This is a genomic window from Nostoc sp. JL34 (genome assembly GCF_017114945.1).
In the GTDB taxonomy this organism is placed as follows: domain Bacteria; phylum Cyanobacteriota; class Cyanobacteriia; order Cyanobacteriales; family Nostocaceae; genus Nostoc.
The window spans coordinates 26,946-45,219 of sequence record NZ_JABXKQ010000089.1 but is presented as its reverse complement, the minus strand read 5'-3'; the positions used below and the strand labels follow the sequence as shown (position 1 = coordinate 45,219).

Sequence of the window (18,274 nt, the reverse complement as noted above, 5' to 3'; positions counted from 1 at the left end):
AAACAATTGTAAATGAGTGAGCAAGCGACCGTCGTCAGCCATTGGTGAGAGTTGCATACAATTATCGTGTACCATAAGCTTGAACAGTTTTGCCCATTAGATTGATTAGAGTAAGTAAAGAAGAAAGTACTCTCTATACATATTTGTAAATGTTAAGTAATCCTACCTCCTAAAACTTCAATAATTTTCTTAAATATCGCCAGACCTCTGTTGGTATTTTTCTGGCGATCGCGATCTTTCAATGTTCGCAAAATTACCAAGACCTTCTCGTGAATTTTAGTCAGAATACCAACTGCTTCCAAACCCTACTATCTGGACGCAGGCGTGATTGCCACTTGTAGTTGTGCTGGAATTTCTTTTGAGATTGTCCACCATCGAACCTGAACTTTTCACGTTATGTGGAAATATCAACAAAACCTACCCCCTAAGCAAGCTTCCCTACAGTTGGGCAAAAACTCAAAGCCTCTCCCTTCAAGAATGGAAGTGAGGGATTCCATATATGGTGAAAAATCAGACCAACAAGCTTGTGACAAAGGACGACGAATTACCTTGCTGCTGGTGATTCCCCCAAATTTGAACGTTTCCATGAGGATTCTTATTGGCTCTATCAATCCGATGAATCCAAAAGTTTGATTAAAAATCACTCGAAACCATCGTTCACTTTCTCGGAAAGCAACTTCGACCCATTGTAATTTGTCCATTTTCGTCAGCTTTTTTCAAAGCTTTATACAAGATAATAGTAATCAACGAGTAGAAGATGGCAATTCAAAGCTGAATTTTAAGCAAGAGGGAGCAATTTGGCATTAGTGTCAATAATATTTCATACTTTTTGTACAAGTATCCATATATCTCCAGCTAGATTTGTCCTCTATCGAAATATCAAAAAATCGGAGATTTATTATTTCTATCGGTGGATGCATACTGGTTGAAATATCATCTATCTTAGGTTTGGGAAAATAATGAGATAGTGCTGACAAAAGGTAATATTTTGAAAGATGCAAACAGCGCAAGAGTTGAGTGTAGCGATGAATGAAATTAGTATTATTTTAATTGAAGATCATGACTTAACACGAATGGGGCTACGAGCAGCATTACAGTCTCACAGTGCATTAAAAGTAATTGGCGAAGCGGCAAATGCTACCCAAGGATTAAAACTTTTAGAAACGGCAAAGCCAGATGTAGCTGTTGTAGATATCGGCTTGCCTGACATGGATGGTATCGAACTTACCCGTAAATTCAAACGTCACCAAGCTGAAACTGGGCAATCAACGACGAAGATTCTCATCTTGACAATGGATCATACAGAGGATGCTGTACTTGCAGCCTTTGCAGCAGGTGCTGATTCTTATTACATGAAAGAAACTAGCATCAGTAAATTAACTGAGGCCATCCAAGCAACTTACGGCGGTAACTCATGGATTGATCCGGCAATTGCCAATGTGGTATTGCGAAAGATGCGGCAAGGTATTCCTGGAGAGAGCCAAAGCTCTGACAAGCCGAAGACAGTAAAAATAGAAGCGCTGGCGTCAGAATACGAGCAAGTTTTGGAAACATACCCCCTGACTCAACGGGAATTAGAAATCCTGGAGTTGATTGTAGCTGGGTGCAGCAATGGGCAAATTGCCGAGAAACTCTACATTACAGTTGGTACTGTGAAGACCCATGTTCGCAACATTCTCAATAAACTCTGTGCTGATGACCGCACCCAAGCTGCTGTGAGGGCCTTACGTTCTGGATTGGTGGCGTGAGGAATTGGGGACTGGTGACTGGGGAGTGAGGACTGAATTTTTTCCCAATAGTCAATACAACTCTTGGAGAGGCTGCGCCAACGGCAAAGCTCAGTACAAGTGCCCAATGCTCATTCAAAATCGTTCCTGTAAACATTCCGTAATGCGTAGTGCGGCTCCTGGTTTACCCATGCGTCGCCGACCATTTTCGGCAATAATTTGCAAAATATCAGGATCTTTGAAGAGAGACTGTACGACCTTGGCAACTTCTGTTGGCTGATCAATTAAAATCAAAGATGATCCGAGAAGACGACTTTGCGCTTCAGCAAAGGTAGGGTTATATTGTGGCCCATTACCGGGAATCGCGATCGCAGGTTTGCCTAAACCGATAAACTGTTCTGTGGCTGTACCTGCCATTGCGATCGCTAAATCTCCTAAATGCAAGCAATCATTATAAGCTTGTTTTGTCAGAATCAAATATGCATTTCTTTGTTTAAATGTCAAGATATTTGGATCGGGAAGTTGGATAGGAGATGCTGATTCAGTTCGCCAGCCTTGGGATTGCACACTTTGGGATAAAATATTCGAGTCTAAACTAGGTGCGATCGCACCTAAAAACACTACTTTGTTAGAAGTATAGAAGATTGAATCTCGCTGTTGAAAACTTGCCATCAATGCAGATACAGCAATCATAATTGTTTCCCAGTTGGTGTATGCTTCTGGCGCACGAGAACCAGGAAGAAGAGTCACTACAAAAGGTCGAACTGTCTCTTGCTGTTGAGTATTCTGACTATAAAATTGTTGGCGTGAAAACGTCGGTTCTAGACCATCCATCATGGGATTACCCAAATTAAAAGCTGGAATTGGCCATTGTTTTAATGTTTCCGTCGTCAGTGCATCTCTAGGAAAAACCGCTTTACAACGGCGACGACTCATCAACCAACGTTCCCAGGGATGGTAAACTGAACCAGAAAAGTTTTCCCAACGTGCATCTTTGGATTTTCGCGGTAATATTCCCGCTTCATCCCGCACATAATATTCAGATTTTGCCGTACCCACAAAAGCATAATTAGCGCCACTGAAAGTTGCAAACAGCAGCGGGACAATATCTCCCACTGCTAAAATTGCTCTATTATTACCTAATTTTTTTTGAGAACTCACCCAACGGCGGATAGCTTTAATTTGGTTGAGGGTAAGTTGCAATAAACCACCGCGGACATCCCGCGCTAATTGGCGGCCATCCATATAAATAAAGCCGCCAGAAGGCATAGTCAGGACTGAACCGATAAAGGGGATATCCAACTGTTCATAAGCACGTCCTTCACCCACCAGAGGTAAAGCAAATATCTCTGGTGGGTTTGGTTGTCGTTGGAGTTCTTGCAAAATCCGAACAGCAATCATATCTTCCCCATGACCATTACTTAATACAAGTAACCGCAAAGGAGAAGTTGCAGCTTGGGAGTTAGAGCCTAGGTATGACCGAGATATATTACTCATAAGAAACAAAATATCAAAATTAACTGTCTGTTTGGGTAAGAGGTATAAATAGGGAAATCGGCGAAGAAGCTGGAAATTAGTATTATCCCTATTTCTTTACTTCCCTACAACTAACACCAATTTTAGATAGGTAGTATTATTTGAAATTCCTGTAACAGGCTTTTGTCAAGACTTTTAATCCAAAATCTAAAATTCAAAATTGGTATAACTCCTAGTTAATTAGGTTAAATATTATGCGAGTTTCTGCTACTGCAATTTTTACTTTAGCTACTTTAGCTGCTGCCAATATTACTCAGCAAGCAACGGCTGCATCGGCTAAAACCGTTACTCCAACCGAAAAAGCTGGTAACTTGGTAGTGCCGATAATTGAAGATACTCCCGCACGGATAGAGACAATTGCTTCCCCAGAAACTATAGTTGCACAACAATTTTCCCAAAATCCCGTCGCCGTGCAAACAGGTGCAAACAAAAATTCCCCAGTAGTCTTAAAATCAGCACAAGAGTTAAATTCCAAAATAATTCTCCCTGCTTCCCCTACTCCCCCTCTCCCCTCTTCATCCCCCAAAACCCCTACTACTGAAAGTGATTTAGTCGTCACAGCTACAGAAGTACAGGTAGTGGGAGCCAATCAAGAATTGCAAGACATTATTCGCAAAGTAATTAAAACGCAGGCTGGTGGAGAAACCAGTCAAAGTCAGCTACAAAAAGATGTAGCTGCAATATTGGATACAGGTTTATTTAGCAACGTCAGTGTGAATAGCTTTAGCACACAGGCTGGATTAAATGTAGTTTATCAAGTGCAACCAGTGATTGTGCGATCGCTGCAATTATCTGGTGCTAAAGTCCTTACCTATCAAGTCGCTCAACAACGTTTGCAATCTCAGATTGGAACCACCATCAGCCCTGCTGGACTGCAACAATCAGTAGCAGAAATTAACAAGTGGTACGCCGACAATGGTTATAACTTGGCGCGGGTGCTATCAATTAAACCCAGTTCTCAAGGTATTCTCACTGTGAATGTGGCTGAAGGTTTGGTGAGTGATATCAAGTTTCGCTTTGTCAACGATGAAGGTAAAACCGTTGATAGCAAAGGTAATCCCGTCGGCGGACGTACCAAACCAGATTTCCTCCAACAGCAACTCAAGTTGAAACCTGGTGAAATCTTCCAAGAAAATGTCGTTAAACAAGATATCCAACAGCTATATCGGACTGGTTTATTTGAGACTGTGAATGTTGTTTTAGAAGGAGATGCGACAAAACTTGATTTAGTCTATCAACTCAAAGAAACTGGGGCGCGTGGTGTTAACTTGGGTGGTAGTTACAATGCAGATCAGGGTTTAGTAGGCACAATCAGCTATCAAGATCAGAATGTCGGCGGTATTAATGATACCTTAGGTGTGAACGTTGGTGTAAGTAGCCGAGACTTACAGTTTAATACCAAATTTATCAGTCCCTATCGGACAACTAACCCCGATCGCTTCGGCTACACTGTAAATGGTTTTCGGAGTCGGGAACTTTCGGAAACCTTTGATGACAAGATTACGCTAGCTAACGGCGATAAAGTGCGGGAAGCTCAAATTGGCGGTGGTGTCAGCTTGCAGCGACCAATTGACGACTGGAGTACCTCATTAGGATTAAACTATACCCGAACTAGTATTCGCGATCGCCAAGGTAATATTACCCCAACCGACGCTCAGGGCAATCCCCTATCTGTCAGTGGAACTGGCGTTGATGACCTAACTACTGTATCCTTCACCGCCACCAAAGACCAACGAGATAATCCCCTCAATCCCACTCAAGGTTCCGTTTTGAGTCTGAGTACAGAACAATCTGTGCCCATCGGTGAAGGTAATATTTCTCTCAATCGTCTTAAAGCCAACTACAGTCAGTATTTACCAGTCCAATTATTTAATAGCAAACAGCCACAAGTCTTTGCAGTAAATGTGCAAGCTGGTACCGTCATTGGAAATTTACCGCCTTACGAAAGCTTTAACTTGGGTGGTTCCAACTCAGTGCGCGGTTACGATTCTGGAGAAGTTGGCAGTGGTCGCAGTTACGTGTTAGCTTCTGCCGAATATCGTTTTCCCGTTTTACCAATCGTAGGCGGTGTATTATTTGCCGACTTCGCCTCAGACTTAGGCTCTGGTGATACTGTATTAGGAGATCCTGCGGGTGTGCGGGATAAACCAGGTTATGGTTTTGGTTATGGGGCGGGAGTGCGATTAAATTCACCACTAGGCTTAATCCGGGCTGACTATGGCATTAATGACCAGGGAGAAAGCAAAGTACATCTAGGTATTGGTCAGCGATTTTAATCTGAGTTAAGGTGTTGCTGAAAAGTTCCAAAAATTAAATATGCGTTGTTCAGAACCCTTGTAGAGACGTAGCAGTGCTACGCCTCTACATTCTTTTTGGCTCATATCTCTATTAGCGATCGCCTCTGAAAATGACTTTTATAAATTGACAAATTTATTACACAATATTTAATAATATATACATTGCAATAATCATAGGAAAAAAGCTATTGTCACGTTTTCACGGACATTAATTTTTTAATAGTACTAGTCATGCAGAATCTAAAAAAATATTATAAATAATAGCATGGAAAAAAGTGTTATTAATGCCAGCCTTTCTACTCAAAACCTAACCTTTCGTCCAGGTGATACTCCTGTAGCATTTGAGGTAACTGTCAATAATGACAGCGATCGCTTTGTCAATTTTCAGATAGAAATTGCCGCAGCGGGAGAAACTCGAAATACAGGATATCGTTGGTATCGGCTCGAACCAGAGGTAGCAGCAGCCAAGCCACCCGGCAGTAGTACCATCTTCCAAGTCTTCATATTCAATACACCCATTGCGGGATTTGTCGGTACTGTCAACCTGATGGTGAAGATTTTTTCGCCACAGTTAGCACAACAGTCCAGACTTGTGCTGCGTCTAAAAATCGAGCGAGATAACAGACCAACACATTTAAGTGTAGAATTGCCTGTACGAGAGTTCCAAGTTTATCCCCGCAATTCTGTAGATATACCAGTACGGGTGCGGAACTTGGGGCAACAACCGACTGATGTGGTATTACGTTTTACAGGCGTTGATCCATCTTGGCTAGTTGGCAGTGCAGAACGCCGATTATCTTTAGATCCAGGTGGTTTAGCTGAAGCTACATTCCAATGCCAACCTCCATCTGTAGTGCAAGCGCCTAGTCAAAATTACCCTTTTACTATTGAAGCTGTTAGCAATAATGGTTATCCAACTAATGCTGAAGGCAACGTTGAAGTTTTGCCTGTGGGTTTTATAGACTTTACTACCATAGAAAAACACCTGAAAATTCCCAGTAAATCGGCATGGTTGCCTGACTGGAAATCTGATACAGCTTCCTTTGAATTACTATTTAAAAATGCTAGCAATCTCAACCAGCAAATTAACGTGCAGGTGCAGGGTAGAGACTGGCGAAAATGTAGTTTTAAAAAGCTACCCGAAATTGCCAATCTCCATCTAGGAGAGACAAGTAAAGTCATCCTTGATGTTAAAACAAAACGCCCTTGGGTAGGAATCGGCAAAACTTTATTATTAGAGGCCAAATCTGAATTATCCGACCAACGTTTAGGGAGTACAGATCCCGCCACGCAGACATTAGAAGTGAAGACTTTGCCAATTATACCTTTATGGTTACAATTAGCTGCGATCGCATTATTAGCCGCACTCCTAGCATTAATACTGCAACCAAGAGATGTAATGCATACTCGTTCTGTAAACTCAGTGCGTTTTAGTGGCATTGGTTTATCTGTAGTCAGTGGCTCAGATGATTGCACCTTAAGACTTTGGAGAATTGGTGCTGATAGCTTAGATCCCGATGATACAGTCAGATATGCTGGGCAACCCGTTGCTTGCGATCAACCACAACAGCCCAAAGGGTTGATGGCGATTACCGATGATGCAGTACAAGTCTTACGCTTCATGCCGTTACAAAACGATCGCGCCGCTGTTGGTCTAGATAATGGTGTAATTGAACTCAGAGATGTCCCTTCAGGTGCAAAGATCAGCCAACTTCAAGACCTTAAAGATCCTAAAGCAAAAGGCGATCGCGTTTTTGACTTAGCTTTCACCTCAAACTCACTTAACTTATTCAGTGGTTATGGCAGTGGTAAAGTTAGAGTATGGTCAAGACCAGCGCCTAACAGCGATTTTCTGCCAGAACCACAAGTTATCGACGTACAAAGTACATTGAAACTATCAGGTTTCCAAGTCCGGGCATTAAATCTCAGCCCAGATGCAAAAACTCTAGTAATTGCCGGAAACTTTAAGCGTTTCATCTTGTGGCAGTGGAATCCAATTCAATCTGGTAAACAATTCCCAGGTTTATCAGTGCAAAGTCTAGAAAAACTAGACCCATTAGTTGGGCGTGAAGACTATATTTGGGGATTAGCTTTTGTTCCTAACTCGGCAGAAAAAATCCTTGCAACATCCGATTCTGCGGGATTCATTACGATTTGGAATTTAAATCAGTGCCAAACTATCAAAAATCCCAATCCCCTCGAAAAAGTAAATGAACTCAATTGTTCGCCACTAGACCGCTGGCCAGCATCAAAAACATCTGTGCGTAGTCTGGCATTTAGTGATGATGGAGGTCTGTTAGTAAGTGGTGGCGATGATGGACGAGTCATTGTTTGGTACTTAACCCCCGAACATAAACTCGACAAAACCAAGGCAGCAGAAGGTAAAACAATTTACCAAAGCTCTAAAAAAATCAATAGTATCGACTTGAAAACTAATCAAGGAACCATGATTGTAAGTGGTAGTGAAGATTTTCAGGTCAAACTTCACCGCATCAAATAAGGGAGTCAATGACATGCAAGCTAAATTCAATCCACTGCAAGTTATTATCAACCCACCTGGAATTCAATTTGGGATGCCAGGAGATACCATTAAACTGTATGTTGTTGTGATCAATCAGGGAGATCAGAGTGCGGTTATTGACTTATATTTTGTTTTTGACGAAGTATTTCAAAATTTAACCGGTTGGTCTACTTCTCCTAGAGAAAGTTTAGCATTAGCTCCCCAACAGAATAGCGACGAAGTAACATTTGAGTTTCAAATCGCTGCTAATGCTCTCCCAGGAACCTATGACTATACATTAGTTGTAGATTCCCCTCTACATTATCCCCAAGATACTCCCATAACCTTCCCAAACCAAATTAAAGTTCTGTTAAAAGAACAGACAGCAATTCGGGTGAATGACCCGACATTTTCCATTAGACCTAACACCAACCCCAATAAACCACTAATTTTCAATCCTAGTGAGCCTCTGCAAGTAGAGGTAATAGTTGACAATCGCTCTTATCTTGTAGACAGGTTCCGCTTGAGTTGCCCAGATTTAGACGATGACTGGTTCACAATTAATTATCCTGCAACTGGATTTGAGGGGCCAGGATTAGTTTCTGAGGTGACTGCACTAGAACTCAATCCTGGTACTCAAGGTCAAATATTGTTGAAATTTCACCCACCTGGGGATACCCTCGCGGGAAGTTATTCTCCGACAATCCGCTTGTATTCAGAAAACTCTCCAGACTTAGTACTACTGGATTTGGTATACATCCAAATCCCCACAAATTATCGCCTAGATATAGAACTTAATACCATCTTGGGACAAGTTAGCCGGAGTCTTGGCAAGTACGAATTATCACTAACTAACCGGGGCAATATTGTCCGTGAACTGATATTAAGCTTAAAAAGTCGAGACGAAGAAGAACTATATACTTACAAATTTGATCCGACTGAAGTCAGATTATTACCTAATAGAAGTGCTGTGACCAATTTGACGGTCAAACCCAGACCTTGGTGGCGACGACCGTGGTTTGGTGCAGGGCTAGTAATCAACTTTCAACTCGACATCAAAGACCAACAAAATTTACCTTTACCTAACACATTGCCTCAAGGAACTTTGGTATGGAAACCACGTCCTTCGTGGCAATTTGTTCTGTTAATTTTAGCAGCTTTGGGGTTACTAGGAGGGATAGGATTCATCATTTGGCGACTTTTAAACCCCGATCCTTTGAGGTTAGAAAATTTTAGTGCCAATAACCCTCGAATTACTGAAGAGGAGGATGAGGTAGCTTTGAAATGGGATATTCACAATTATCAACAGTTACAAAAGCTGGTTCTAACAGCCAAAGGTTCGCAACCCATTCAGCCTATTACCTATGACTTTAGCAATGGCATTCCTGAAACACTGGGTAAGGGAAGTGCTAATGAAATTCCTCCTTGTCAGGTGCAAGAGAAACAAGAGCTAATTTGTAGCAACGTTAAAACTGGAGTAAAAACAAAAGGGAATTACACCTTTGAGTTACAAGCATTTTATCGGAATGGGATAAAATTATTTTCTCCAAATAACCAAGTAGCAACGCAAACAACCCAAGTAGAAATAGCTGAGAAACAAATTGCCGAAGTTGTTAATTTTCAAGCAGATAAACCACAGTATACAAAAGGTCAAAATATTCTTTTAACTTGGACAATTGTCCGTCCATTATTGCTGGCACAAGTTCAAATTACTGGCAATGCAGATGATGGTACATCTTATGGTAAACCAATTGCTTATAAATTTAATCAAGGTAATCTTGCAGACCCTAGACTTCAAAAGTTATGTACACAACAAAATCAACAACTCCGATGTATAAATATTCCTTTACCGGCATATAAAGCTGGAAAATATGCGTTTGAAATCAAAGCTTTTCCTAACAATGGAAGTCAAAAAACTAGTTTTAAAAAGACTGAATCCAAAATTGAAATATTACCGAAACCATTTAAGATTGTCTCTTTTAGAATCAACGGTAGCGAGCAACCAAATCTGGTTCTCAAAGAAGGGGAATCTGCTACCCTGAGTTGGAGAGTAGAGGGAGAAAATATTCAGGTTAAACTTCTACCATACGGCAATGACGTTCCACCAGTTGGCTCAATGAAGCTTCCAGTCAATCAAGCCTTCCCTCCTCAAATTGGACTGCTAGTCAATGATATCTCTGGTAAACAACAACCCCAGCAAAGAGGATTTGCAATCACAGTGCTCAAAAAAGTAGAGCCGACTCCTATACCTGGAATTAACCCAATTCCACCTATTCTTCCACCTAGCAATAGCCCATTTAAGACTCCCTTACCTCTGAGGTAAGTAAATCGGCACTAATATTTCAAGCTATGTTAATAAATTTAAATGTAGGGGGCGTTAGGCTTTCAACTAACGCACTTTCTTTATCTTGGTGATGGTTTTATCACTTTCCATTCATCCAAGATTTTCACACATCCTCTTAGAGACATTCTCCATAGACTATAAAAGACTTAGTTAAACCAAAAAACTTTTCTTCGTAAAGTTGGGCTTCGGGGAACAAATTCAGGAATTTTCTCTTATTGAGTAGCTTAATTGAAGTAGCTATACTTCTAGCCAGCTGTTTATCACCCACCTTGTCATACCATCCAAGAGCAAAATTGGTTAGTAGCCATACTCTAATACTTATAGGCATAAATTGAAATAAAGGAAAAACAAAGTGGGGTTCAATCGGAAAAAAAAGATTAGGTGTTTGAACAAAATATTTTTTTCCCACTCGCATTATTTCATTGGCCATTTGGCGCTGTTCATCATAATCTCCTACATGTTCAATCACTGAATTTGAAAAAACTATATCAAACTCATTGGATTGATAATTTTCCATATTTGTAGCATTTCCAATAACTTGCTTGATCTTTGGATGTGTTGAGCTTGTTTCGATAAATTTTATATTTAGTAAAGTAATTTCTACATCTTTAATTTCTTCATTCAAAAAACCTAAATTCTCCCAAAAGCTTACCGTTCCCCCAACATCGAGTATTTTTATAGGAGAGGGTATTGAGTCTAATATAGATGTGAATAAAGAGAAACGCTTCTTTCTAAGTCTACTTGCCAACGAGTCAGGAAGATGAACATCATATACTTTACGTATAAATTTATTCATTTTTTATTACCATAAAAATGATTTTATTTACCAGTGATTCTTTCGTTTAGGTAACTGGCAAAGGCCTTTTAAATCTAATCATACCAATTCTGTATGAAGATGCCCTAAACTACGTCAAACTTATAGATAGGTGCATTTAGTAATGTTAGTTATGAGTTGTTCATTTCAAATCGAGATTTAAAAAAGCCAAGAAGAATTGGAGAAAGCTCTCAGACATGTCACAGAGGCAAGTAGCAAAGAAAGATTGCAAATGCTCTATTGGCTCAAGAGTGGTCAAGTGAGCAGCAGGCGATCGCGCTTCTGAACGTTTAGAGCGTGATGAAGCAACCATAACTCGTTGGGTGAGAAAGTATAAAGATGAAGGACGAAGGGGTTTGCTTGAAGTCAAACATGCACCCGGAAAAGTTCCAAGTATCAGTGGTTCAGACTTAGAACGCAAGAAACAAAGCGGTTGAACGAGCCATCCGGGTTTCAAAGCTATGGTCAAATTCAAGAATGGCTCAAGAGCGAATTAGGACTTTCACTTGCCCACAAAACAGTGTATGAAATTGTTCGCTTTTCGTTAGGTGCGAAGTTGAAAGTGCCTCGTCCTCAAAGCACCAAACAACAAGAGTGAAAGCCTATCTCACTTAAAAAAAAACTTTCTCTTTATCCTTGAAGCTTTATTTAGCGCAGCTTCATAAAAAATTGGCATAAGCTCATTCACCGTCTTTTGGTAATCAAGTAGACATGATATTACGAGTGATTTAGCAGAAATTATATAAATACTTTTGTAGATGGGTAAGACTAGATATCCTTCCATCTGGCTAAATTTTAGAGTACTGACTTTTTAACTTTTGGCGAATTCTCAAGCTTGTTTGGATTCACCCAACGATTGACAAATTCTTTATTATCTTTGTACACCTTGATTTGCACTTGCTTGGAACTTAACTTGACTACTTCGGCGGGAATTCTTTGGACATCGCTAGAATCTGTGCGAGGCTTGTAAAGCCAAATGACTTTTTGCCCAACTTCAAAGTAGTTAGGATTGCTAGTTAAAGAAAGCGTGCTTTCTGCCCAAGAGGGAAAAGCAAGTGCTAAGTTGATCAAAAGTACTAAGACCACTAGAGTGATTTGGAAAAGTTTCATGATCATTGCACTTGTCTTGGGTTTGGTGGGGCAATCAATCTGCTGCTCTAACATTTAGCTATTGTCCTCCTTTGCTTTCTCAAAGTTGAAAGGTAGATACACTATTCGCTGACCAAGTATTGATTTGGCTTCAGCTTCTTCTAACAGTTGCTTTTGGGTATTGACGTTGTTGATTGATGATTTTGCAGAATTCATGTTGCACCTCTTTTTACCTAAGTTTGATCGCACTAGATATTTGGGGAGTTAATTACTCAGCTAAAAGCTTGTATTAATCGAAAACCAAGTTTGTATTTGTTCAAGTTCAAATCTCTACTAATTTCAGGATAAAGCGACTTATACAATAAAGTCAAATAGTCTTATTTCTTAAAAGGATAAATTATACTTATGGTAATAATTATATTGTGATGCTCTGAGTTGAGAGCAGAATCTCTATCTCAAGAGTAATAGACGCAAAAGAACACTCTGTCATAAAAATTGATAATAATATATAGTCCTTTATAAAGTTTGAGCTATATGCCTTACAGTAAAAGCATACTTGCGGCAAAGCAACCTAATATTGGCAAACTAGTTCGTGCCCTGCGGCAAGAGTTAAATCTATCTCAAGAAAAATTTGCAGCCGAGTTTGGTGTCACTTTCCCAACAATTAACCGTTGGGAAAATGGACATGTAACACCTTCTCCTTTAGCAATACAGCGAATTAGTAGCCTACTCAATGAGTTAGGTGAACGTGGTCAAATTCTTAAAGAAACATACTTCCGAGAAGAGGAGTAGGCTTTCTGAGTTCTGCATCAGAATCGGACTTGGTAGCTTAGAATATCGATGATATAAAGGTGACAATAAAAAATAACCAAAACAGCAACTTGCCCCTAAAAGACGATTTCAATGCTTTGAAAAGTCACAGTATTGGCATTTCACGCTGTATATGCCCTTGAATATCCTCCAAAATGACTGTTTAGAAGCGTAAACGTCTGATTTAGAGAGGACTTTGACCAAAAGACGACACAGATGTAGCCTGTAACCGACGCATGACCAATCGAGAGGAATCAATGAAGAACGAGTCAACGTCAGCAAGCAACGCCGACGTAAATTTCCTTCTTGGCGGGGGTGAAATGGGTGCGCGGATGCGAGAATGGGATTGGTCAAAAACTTCCCTTGGCCCAACACAGCAGTGGCCACAGAGTTTGAAGACTGCTGTGCGGATTATGCTGACTTCTCGTCAAGCCATGTTTGTTTGGTGGGGCGAGGAACTGATTAACCTTTACAATGACGCCTACAAGGCTATTATTGGCGGTAAACATCCAGAAGCACTTGGACAGCCAGCTTCCTACGTGTGGCGGGAAATATGGGATCAGGTTGGGCCTCGAGCCGAATCAGCAATGCTGAAGAACGAGGGCACTTACGACGAAGCGCTGCTGCTAATTATGGAGCGCAACGGCTACCCGGAGGAAACCTATTACACTTTTTCATATAGCCCGGTTCCTAATGACCAGGGCGACACAGGTGGGATCATCTGCGCCAATACAGACGACACACAGCGGATTCTCGGTGAGCGTCAGTTGGCACTTTTGCGCGAACTAGCGGCGAGAACGGCAGACGCGCGGACATTCGATGAAGCCTGTACGCTGAGTGCAAGTTGTCTGGAGAGTAACCCTTACGATCTCCCTTTCGCAATGATTTATCTGGTTGATCCTGCTCAGCAGCAAGTTTTTCTGGCTGGAACGTGCCGCATCGAGCAAAATCACGTAGCAGTTCCAGAAACAGTGGCTCTCGATGCTGATGGGGTTTGGCCTTTTGGGGAAGTGATCAGAACGCATCAGGCAAAACTGATTTCTGATTTGGAAATGTCTTTTAGTAGCTTACCTTGTGGTGTTTGGCAGCGATCGCCCCATCAAGCGATCGCAGTACCCATTGCCCCATCCGGTAAAACCGGAAAAGCTGGGATATTGATTGCTGGTTTAAACCCCTTCAGGCTATTCGACGACAATTATAAAGGATTCATCGATTTAGTTGCGGCTCAAATTGCAGCCAGCATTGCTAACGCCCAAGCTTACGAGGAAGAACGCAAACGCGCTGAAGCCTTGGCAGAAATTGATCGCGCTAAAACGGTCTTTTTCAGCAACGTCAGTCACGAGTTCCGTACCCCACTTACCCTGATGTTGGGGCCATTAGAGGAAACCTTAACCAATTGTGCCACTCTGCTGCCAGTCAAGGAACGAGAGCAGTTAGAAATGGTGCAACGTAACGGACTCCGCCTACTGAAACTGGTCAACAGCTTGCTAGACTTCTCGCGCATTGAAGCCGGACGGGTTCAAGCCTCTTATGAACCCACCAACCTTGCCACCTTCACCGCAGAATTAGCTAGTGTATTTCGTTCAGCAGTAGAACGGGCAGGGATGCAGTTATCAGTCAATTGTCCTTCCCTTCCAGCACCAGTATATGTAGATCGAGAGATGTGGGAAAAAATTGTTCTTAACCTGCTCTCGAATGCATTTAAGTTCACGATGGCTGGAGAAATTGCAGTCAGTTTGCAGTGGTCAAATGAACATATTGAATTCGCAGTCCGAGATACAGGAATCGGTATCTCAGCCGAAGAAATCCCTCGCCTTTTTGAACGATTCCACCGCGTCAAAGGGGCACAAGGACGCACTTTTGAAGGGTCAGGAATTGGATTGTCACTGGTGCAAGAATTGGTGCAAATGCATGGTGGAACAGTTGATGTTACCAGTGTTCTAGGAGGAGGCAGTTGCTTTACTGTGTCAATTCCGACGGGATATGCTCATTTACCTCCAGAGCGGATTAGTGCCTCTCGAACTTTAGCTTCAACCGCATTAGGTGCAACACCCTATCTAGAAGAAGCTATGCGTTGGCTACCAGAAGAGGGCAGGGGGAGAAGAGAAGCAGGGGGAGAAAAAATTGTTCAAGAAGACTACACATCATATATACATTCTTCCCCTGCCTCCCCTGCCTCCCCTGCCTCCCCTGCCTCCCCTGCCCCCCTGCCCCTCCGCTCCTTCCCCCGAATTCTCCTAGCTGACGATAATGTAGATATGCGCGATTATCTCAAGCGGCTATTAAGTCAGCAGTATGAGGTGGAATCAGTGCCGGACGGATTAGCTGCTTTGGATTCTGCTCGGGCGCGTGTCCCAGACTTGGTACTGACAGATGTCATGATGCCTGGATTAGATGGTTTTGGACTGCTGCAAGAATTACGAGCTAATCCGCAGACACGAAAAGTTCCAATCATCCTGTTGTCGGCACGGGCGGGGGAAGAGGCACGGGTGGAAGGGTTAGAAGCGGGAGCCGATGATTATCTGACTAAACCGTTCTCTGCCCGTGAATTGTTAGCGCGGGTAGAGGCAGCCCTAAAAATGGCTCGTATCCGCCAAGAGGCAATGGAACGCGAACAAGGGCTGCGAATTGAAGCTGAGGTGGCAAAAGCCCACCTAGAGACTGTCCTAGCTGGCATCCAAGACCAGTTTTTTGTGTTGGATCGAGAGTGGCGTTATACCTTTGTCAATGACCGGGTAGCAGCAGTTGTTGGTATCCAAAAGGAAAAGTTGCTAGGTAAGAGCATTTGGGAAGTGTTTCCAGATATGCTTGAAAGCGAGTTTTATACTCAGGTTCATTTGGCGATCGCACAACATACTGTTGTTCAGTTTGAATACTTTTATCCGGCTTGGCAGCGCTGGTTTGAGAATCGCGTCTACCCCAATGCTTTGGGAGTAAGCATTTTTGTTACAGATATCAGCGATCGCAAACAGGCAGAGAAAGCACTTCGCGAAAGCGAAGAAAAGTTCCGCAATATGGCTGATAATGCTCCTTTCATGGTTTGGGTAACAGACACCGAGGGCTACTGCACCTATCTCAGTCAAAGCTGGTACTACTTTACAGGTCAGAATGAGGAAATGGGTCTGGGATTTGGCTGGTTGAATGCTGTGCATCCAGAGGACTACAATGACGCCAGGAATATTTTTCTGGAAGCTAATAGGAGCTGCTCGGCTTTTCGTTTGGAGTACCGCTTGCGGCGCAAAGACGGCGAATATCGTTCTTGCATCGATGCTGCTAATCCCTGGTTTGGGGTGGATGGTCAGTTTAAAGGTTACATCGGCTCAGTGATTGACATTACAGAACGCAAAGTAGCAGAAGCCGAACGCGATCGCCTCCTGAAACTTGAGCAAGCTGCTAGAGCTGAAGCTGAAACAGCCAACCGGGTTAAAGATGAGTTTCTGGCGGTGCTTTCCCATGAATTGCGATCGCCTCTCAATCCTATTCTTGGTTGGGCGAGACTCTTACAGACTCGTGAGTTTGACGCCGCAGGGCAGAAAAAAGCTATTGCAACTATCGAGCGGAATGCTAAATTACAAGCTCAACTAATTGAAGATTTGCTCGATGTCTCTCGGATCTTACAAGGTAAGCTCAATCTCAACATGTTTCCTGTCAACTTAGTGCTTGTGATTGAGGGGGGATTGGAAACAGTGCGTTTGGCAGCAGAAGCTAAAAATATTCAAATTCAGACAATGCTGGATGCTACTTTCGGGCAAGTTTTGGGTGATTCCGGTCGTTTACAACAAGTGATTTGGAATCTGTTATCAAATGCTGTTAAATTCACTCCTGAAGGAGGAAAAATTAATATTCAACTAGAGTGCGTTGACACTCAAGCTCAGATTACTGTCAGCGACACAGGTAAGGGAATCGGCCCTGACTTTCTCCCTTATGTGTTTGAATATTTTCGTCAGGCTGATAGCACAATAACTCGAAAATTTGGTGGCTTGGGGTTAGGGTTAGCAATTGTCCGTCATTTGGTAGAATTGCATGGCGGCACGATTTGGGCAGAAAGTTTAGGTGAAGGGCAAGGAGCTATTTTCACAGTCCGACTACCGCTAATTAAAAAAGATTTAACCCCTAAACAACATATAAATATTGCTGCATTAAATCCTTCTCCTGTGACTGAAATTCTGGCAGGCATCGAAATTTTAGTTGTGGATGACGACAATGATACTCGTGACTTTCACACTTTTCTGCTAGAGGAGGCTGGAGCAAGGGTAATTGCTGTGACATCAGCAAAAGAAGCACTGCAAGTATTGGCAGAGTCAGAACCAGATATTCTGCTCAGTGATATTGGGATGCCAGAGACAGATGGTTATATGCTGATGCAGCAAATTAAAGTATTGCAGGCAAAACAAGCTAAACAAATTCCGGCGATCGCTTTAACTGCTTATGCAGGAGAAATCAACCAGCAACAAGCACTCAAATCTGGGTTTCAAAAGCATCTGTCCAAACCCGTCGAACCAGAGGAGTTAGTGAAGGCAATTGCAACTCTAATTGGTAGAGGTGGGAATTTCTGAGTGTTCAGTTGCAGTGTATAAACCGTCTAAGAGGTTGTTTGAAAAGTTGTAAAGTATACTCAAAACCCCGCTTCCATTCCTCTTCCCAAAAGGTCAAGAGGCTTTGAAACCCCCCTTCCCTACAAGGGAATGGGGGAAGGGGGGCTGGGGGGTTAGGTTTTCGAGGCTTTAGATGTTACAAAAAACTTTTCATATCAAGTCCGGTTAATTACTTATGATTACCGCATCCGTGCAAAAATCAGGAAAACCTCTTTCTCCCTGCTCCCTGCCCCCTGCACCCCTGCACCCCTGCACCCCTGCGGTCTAAATGATAAGTCTTTACCCGAACATGATATCAAACATCCTCTAAGAGGATTCCTCTGTCTTTGCGTCAGCCCTAAATGATAAATATTCAACAGTAGTTGATATTATTAACTTTTTTGAGAACTTTTGTTGTTTGTTGAGGCTAGATTTATTCTTAAGGAATATGTGTTTATTCTTAATTAATCAAGATCAAAAAACTTTTTCCTACTATAGCTTATTTTTCCCTTTGTTTCGTAACCTAAATTGTTGATCTAACTCCTCATTATTTTGCTTGATTGTACAAAGTATCTCGGCAATT

Annotated in this window: 15 protein-coding genes and 1 pseudogene; 9 read left to right on the top strand and 7 right to left on the bottom strand. The window is 42.1% G+C overall.

The features are described 5' to 3' along the window. Positions 1-152 precede the first annotated feature (152 nt). Together HWQ44_RS16885 and HWQ44_RS16880 are read right to left on the bottom strand one after the other, a co-directional pair. A complete protein-coding gene (locus tag HWQ44_RS16885) occupies positions 153-302 on the bottom strand; it encodes a hypothetical protein (RefSeq protein ID WP_292720641.1) in 150 nt (49 codons plus the stop codon). Between the two features lie 105 nt (positions 303-407). After that, on the bottom strand, positions 408-701 hold the full coding sequence (locus tag HWQ44_RS16880) for a hypothetical protein (protein ID WP_292720638.1): 294 nt from the start codon (positions 699-701) through the stop codon (positions 408-410). Positions 702-995: 294 nt separating this feature from the next. On the opposite strand from HWQ44_RS16880, the pseudogene HWQ44_RS33615 reads away from it, so the two are divergent. From HWQ44_RS33615 to HWQ44_RS33605, 3 genes and pseudogenes are all read left to right on the top strand, one after another. Beyond that, a pseudogene (locus HWQ44_RS33615) lies at positions 996-1,334 on the top strand (response regulator transcription factor); the annotation flags it as partial. A 103-nt stretch (positions 1,335-1,437) separates the two neighbouring features. After that, positions 1,438-1,509 (top strand): hypothetical protein, encoded by a 72-nt coding sequence (locus HWQ44_RS33610; RefSeq protein ID WP_366931389.1) that lies wholly within the window; start codon positions 1,438-1,440, stop codon positions 1,507-1,509. Between the two features lie 35 nt (positions 1,510-1,544). Continuing rightward, positions 1,545-1,748, top strand: a complete 204-nt coding sequence (locus HWQ44_RS33605; protein ID WP_366931388.1) for a response regulator transcription factor — start codon at positions 1,545-1,547, stop codon at positions 1,746-1,748. A gap of 114 nt (positions 1,749-1,862) precedes the next feature. On the opposite strand, the gene HWQ44_RS16870 is transcribed toward HWQ44_RS33605, so the two are convergent. Further along, positions 1,863-3,224, bottom strand: a complete 1,362-nt coding sequence (locus HWQ44_RS16870; RefSeq protein WP_292720636.1) for a lipid-A-disaccharide synthase-related protein — start codon at positions 3,222-3,224, stop codon at positions 1,863-1,865. 233 nt (positions 3,225-3,457) lie between these two features. On the opposite strand from HWQ44_RS16870, the gene HWQ44_RS16865 reads away from it, so the two are divergent. The 3 genes from HWQ44_RS16865 (at position 3,458) to HWQ44_RS16855 (ending at position 10,383) form a co-directional block, all read left to right on the top strand. Continuing rightward, positions 3,458-5,539 carry an outer membrane protein assembly factor gene (locus HWQ44_RS16865; RefSeq protein ID WP_292720633.1) on the top strand — a complete coding sequence of 694 codons (2,082 nt, stop codon included), beginning with the start codon at positions 3,458-3,460 and terminating at the stop codon, positions 5,537-5,539. A 286-nt stretch (positions 5,540-5,825) separates the two neighbouring features. After that, positions 5,826-8,060 carry a hypothetical protein gene (locus HWQ44_RS16860; protein ID WP_292720631.1) on the top strand — a complete coding sequence of 745 codons (2,235 nt, stop codon included), beginning with the start codon at positions 5,826-5,828 and terminating at the stop codon, positions 8,058-8,060. Between the two features lie 13 nt (positions 8,061-8,073). Next, the gene (locus tag HWQ44_RS16855) at positions 8,074-10,383 is read left to right on the top strand and encodes a hypothetical protein (protein ID WP_292720629.1); all 2,310 of its coding nucleotides are present in this window, start codon (positions 8,074-8,076) and stop codon (positions 10,381-10,383) included. 136 nt (positions 10,384-10,519) lie between these two features. On the opposite strand, the gene HWQ44_RS16850 is transcribed toward HWQ44_RS16855, so the two are convergent. Beyond that, positions 10,520-11,200 carry a methyltransferase domain-containing protein gene (locus tag HWQ44_RS16850; RefSeq protein ID WP_292720627.1) on the bottom strand — a complete coding sequence of 227 codons (681 nt, stop codon included), beginning with the start codon at positions 11,198-11,200 and terminating at the stop codon, positions 10,520-10,522. Positions 11,201-11,360: 160 nt separating this feature from the next. After that, positions 11,361-11,531: a hypothetical protein gene (locus HWQ44_RS16845; protein WP_292720625.1), complete on the bottom strand. Its 171-nt coding sequence runs from the start codon at positions 11,529-11,531 to the stop codon at positions 11,361-11,363. Between the two features lie 120 nt (positions 11,532-11,651). On the opposite strand from HWQ44_RS16845, the gene HWQ44_RS16840 reads away from it, so the two are divergent. Then, a complete protein-coding gene (locus tag HWQ44_RS16840; RefSeq protein WP_292720623.1) occupies positions 11,652-11,816 on the top strand; it encodes a hypothetical protein in 165 nt (54 codons plus the stop codon). Between the two features lie 197 nt (positions 11,817-12,013). Here HWQ44_RS16840 and HWQ44_RS16835 read toward each other — a convergent pair whose 3' ends face one another. Continuing rightward, a complete protein-coding gene (locus tag HWQ44_RS16835) occupies positions 12,014-12,382 on the bottom strand; it encodes a hypothetical protein (protein WP_292720621.1) in 369 nt (122 codons plus the stop codon). Then, on the bottom strand, positions 12,383-12,523 hold the full coding sequence (locus HWQ44_RS16830; protein WP_292720620.1) for a hypothetical protein: 141 nt from the start codon (positions 12,521-12,523) through the stop codon (positions 12,383-12,385). It lies immediately after the preceding gene. A gap of 318 nt (positions 12,524-12,841) precedes the next feature. Between HWQ44_RS16830 and HWQ44_RS16825 the strand changes: the two genes are divergently transcribed. Both HWQ44_RS16825 and HWQ44_RS16820 read left to right on the top strand, forming a co-directional pair. Next, positions 12,842-13,099 carry a helix-turn-helix transcriptional regulator gene (locus HWQ44_RS16825; protein ID WP_292720618.1) on the top strand — a complete coding sequence of 86 codons (258 nt, stop codon included), beginning with the start codon at positions 12,842-12,844 and terminating at the stop codon, positions 13,097-13,099. Positions 13,100-13,374: 275 nt separating this feature from the next. After that, positions 13,375-17,673, top strand: a complete 4,299-nt coding sequence (locus HWQ44_RS16820; RefSeq protein ID WP_292720616.1) for an ATP-binding protein — start codon at positions 13,375-13,377, stop codon at positions 17,671-17,673. The last annotated feature ends 601 nt before the right edge of the window (positions 17,674-18,274 follow it).

Coding starts and splice junctions, on each gene's coding strand:
- HWQ44_RS16860 (WP_292720631.1), top strand. CDS start 5,826: ATGGAAAAAAGTGTTATTAATGCCAGCCTTTCTACTCAAAACCTAACC.
- HWQ44_RS16880 (WP_292720638.1), bottom strand. CDS start 701: ATGGACAAATTACAATGGGTCGAAGTTGCTTTCCGAGAAAGTGAACGA.
- HWQ44_RS16845 (WP_292720625.1), bottom strand. CDS start 11,531: ATGGTTGCTTCATCACGCTCTAAACGTTCAGAAGCGCGATCGCCTGCT.
- HWQ44_RS16825 (WP_292720618.1), top strand. CDS start 12,842: ATGCCTTACAGTAAAAGCATACTTGCGGCAAAGCAACCTAATATTGGC.
- HWQ44_RS16850 (WP_292720627.1), bottom strand. CDS start 11,200: ATGAATAAATTTATACGTAAAGTATATGATGTTCATCTTCCTGACTCG.
- HWQ44_RS16865 (WP_292720633.1), top strand. CDS start 3,458: ATGCGAGTTTCTGCTACTGCAATTTTTACTTTAGCTACTTTAGCTGCT.
- HWQ44_RS16870 (WP_292720636.1), bottom strand. CDS start 3,224: ATGAGTAATATATCTCGGTCATACCTAGGCTCTAACTCCCAAGCTGCA.
- HWQ44_RS16835 (WP_292720621.1), bottom strand. CDS start 12,382: ATGTTAGAGCAGCAGATTGATTGCCCCACCAAACCCAAGACAAGTGCA.
- HWQ44_RS16830 (WP_292720620.1), bottom strand. CDS start 12,523: ATGAATTCTGCAAAATCATCAATCAACAACGTCAATACCCAAAAGCAA.
- HWQ44_RS16855 (WP_292720629.1), top strand. CDS start 8,074: ATGCAAGCTAAATTCAATCCACTGCAAGTTATTATCAACCCACCTGGA.
- HWQ44_RS16820 (WP_292720616.1), top strand. CDS start 13,375: ATGAAGAACGAGTCAACGTCAGCAAGCAACGCCGACGTAAATTTCCTT.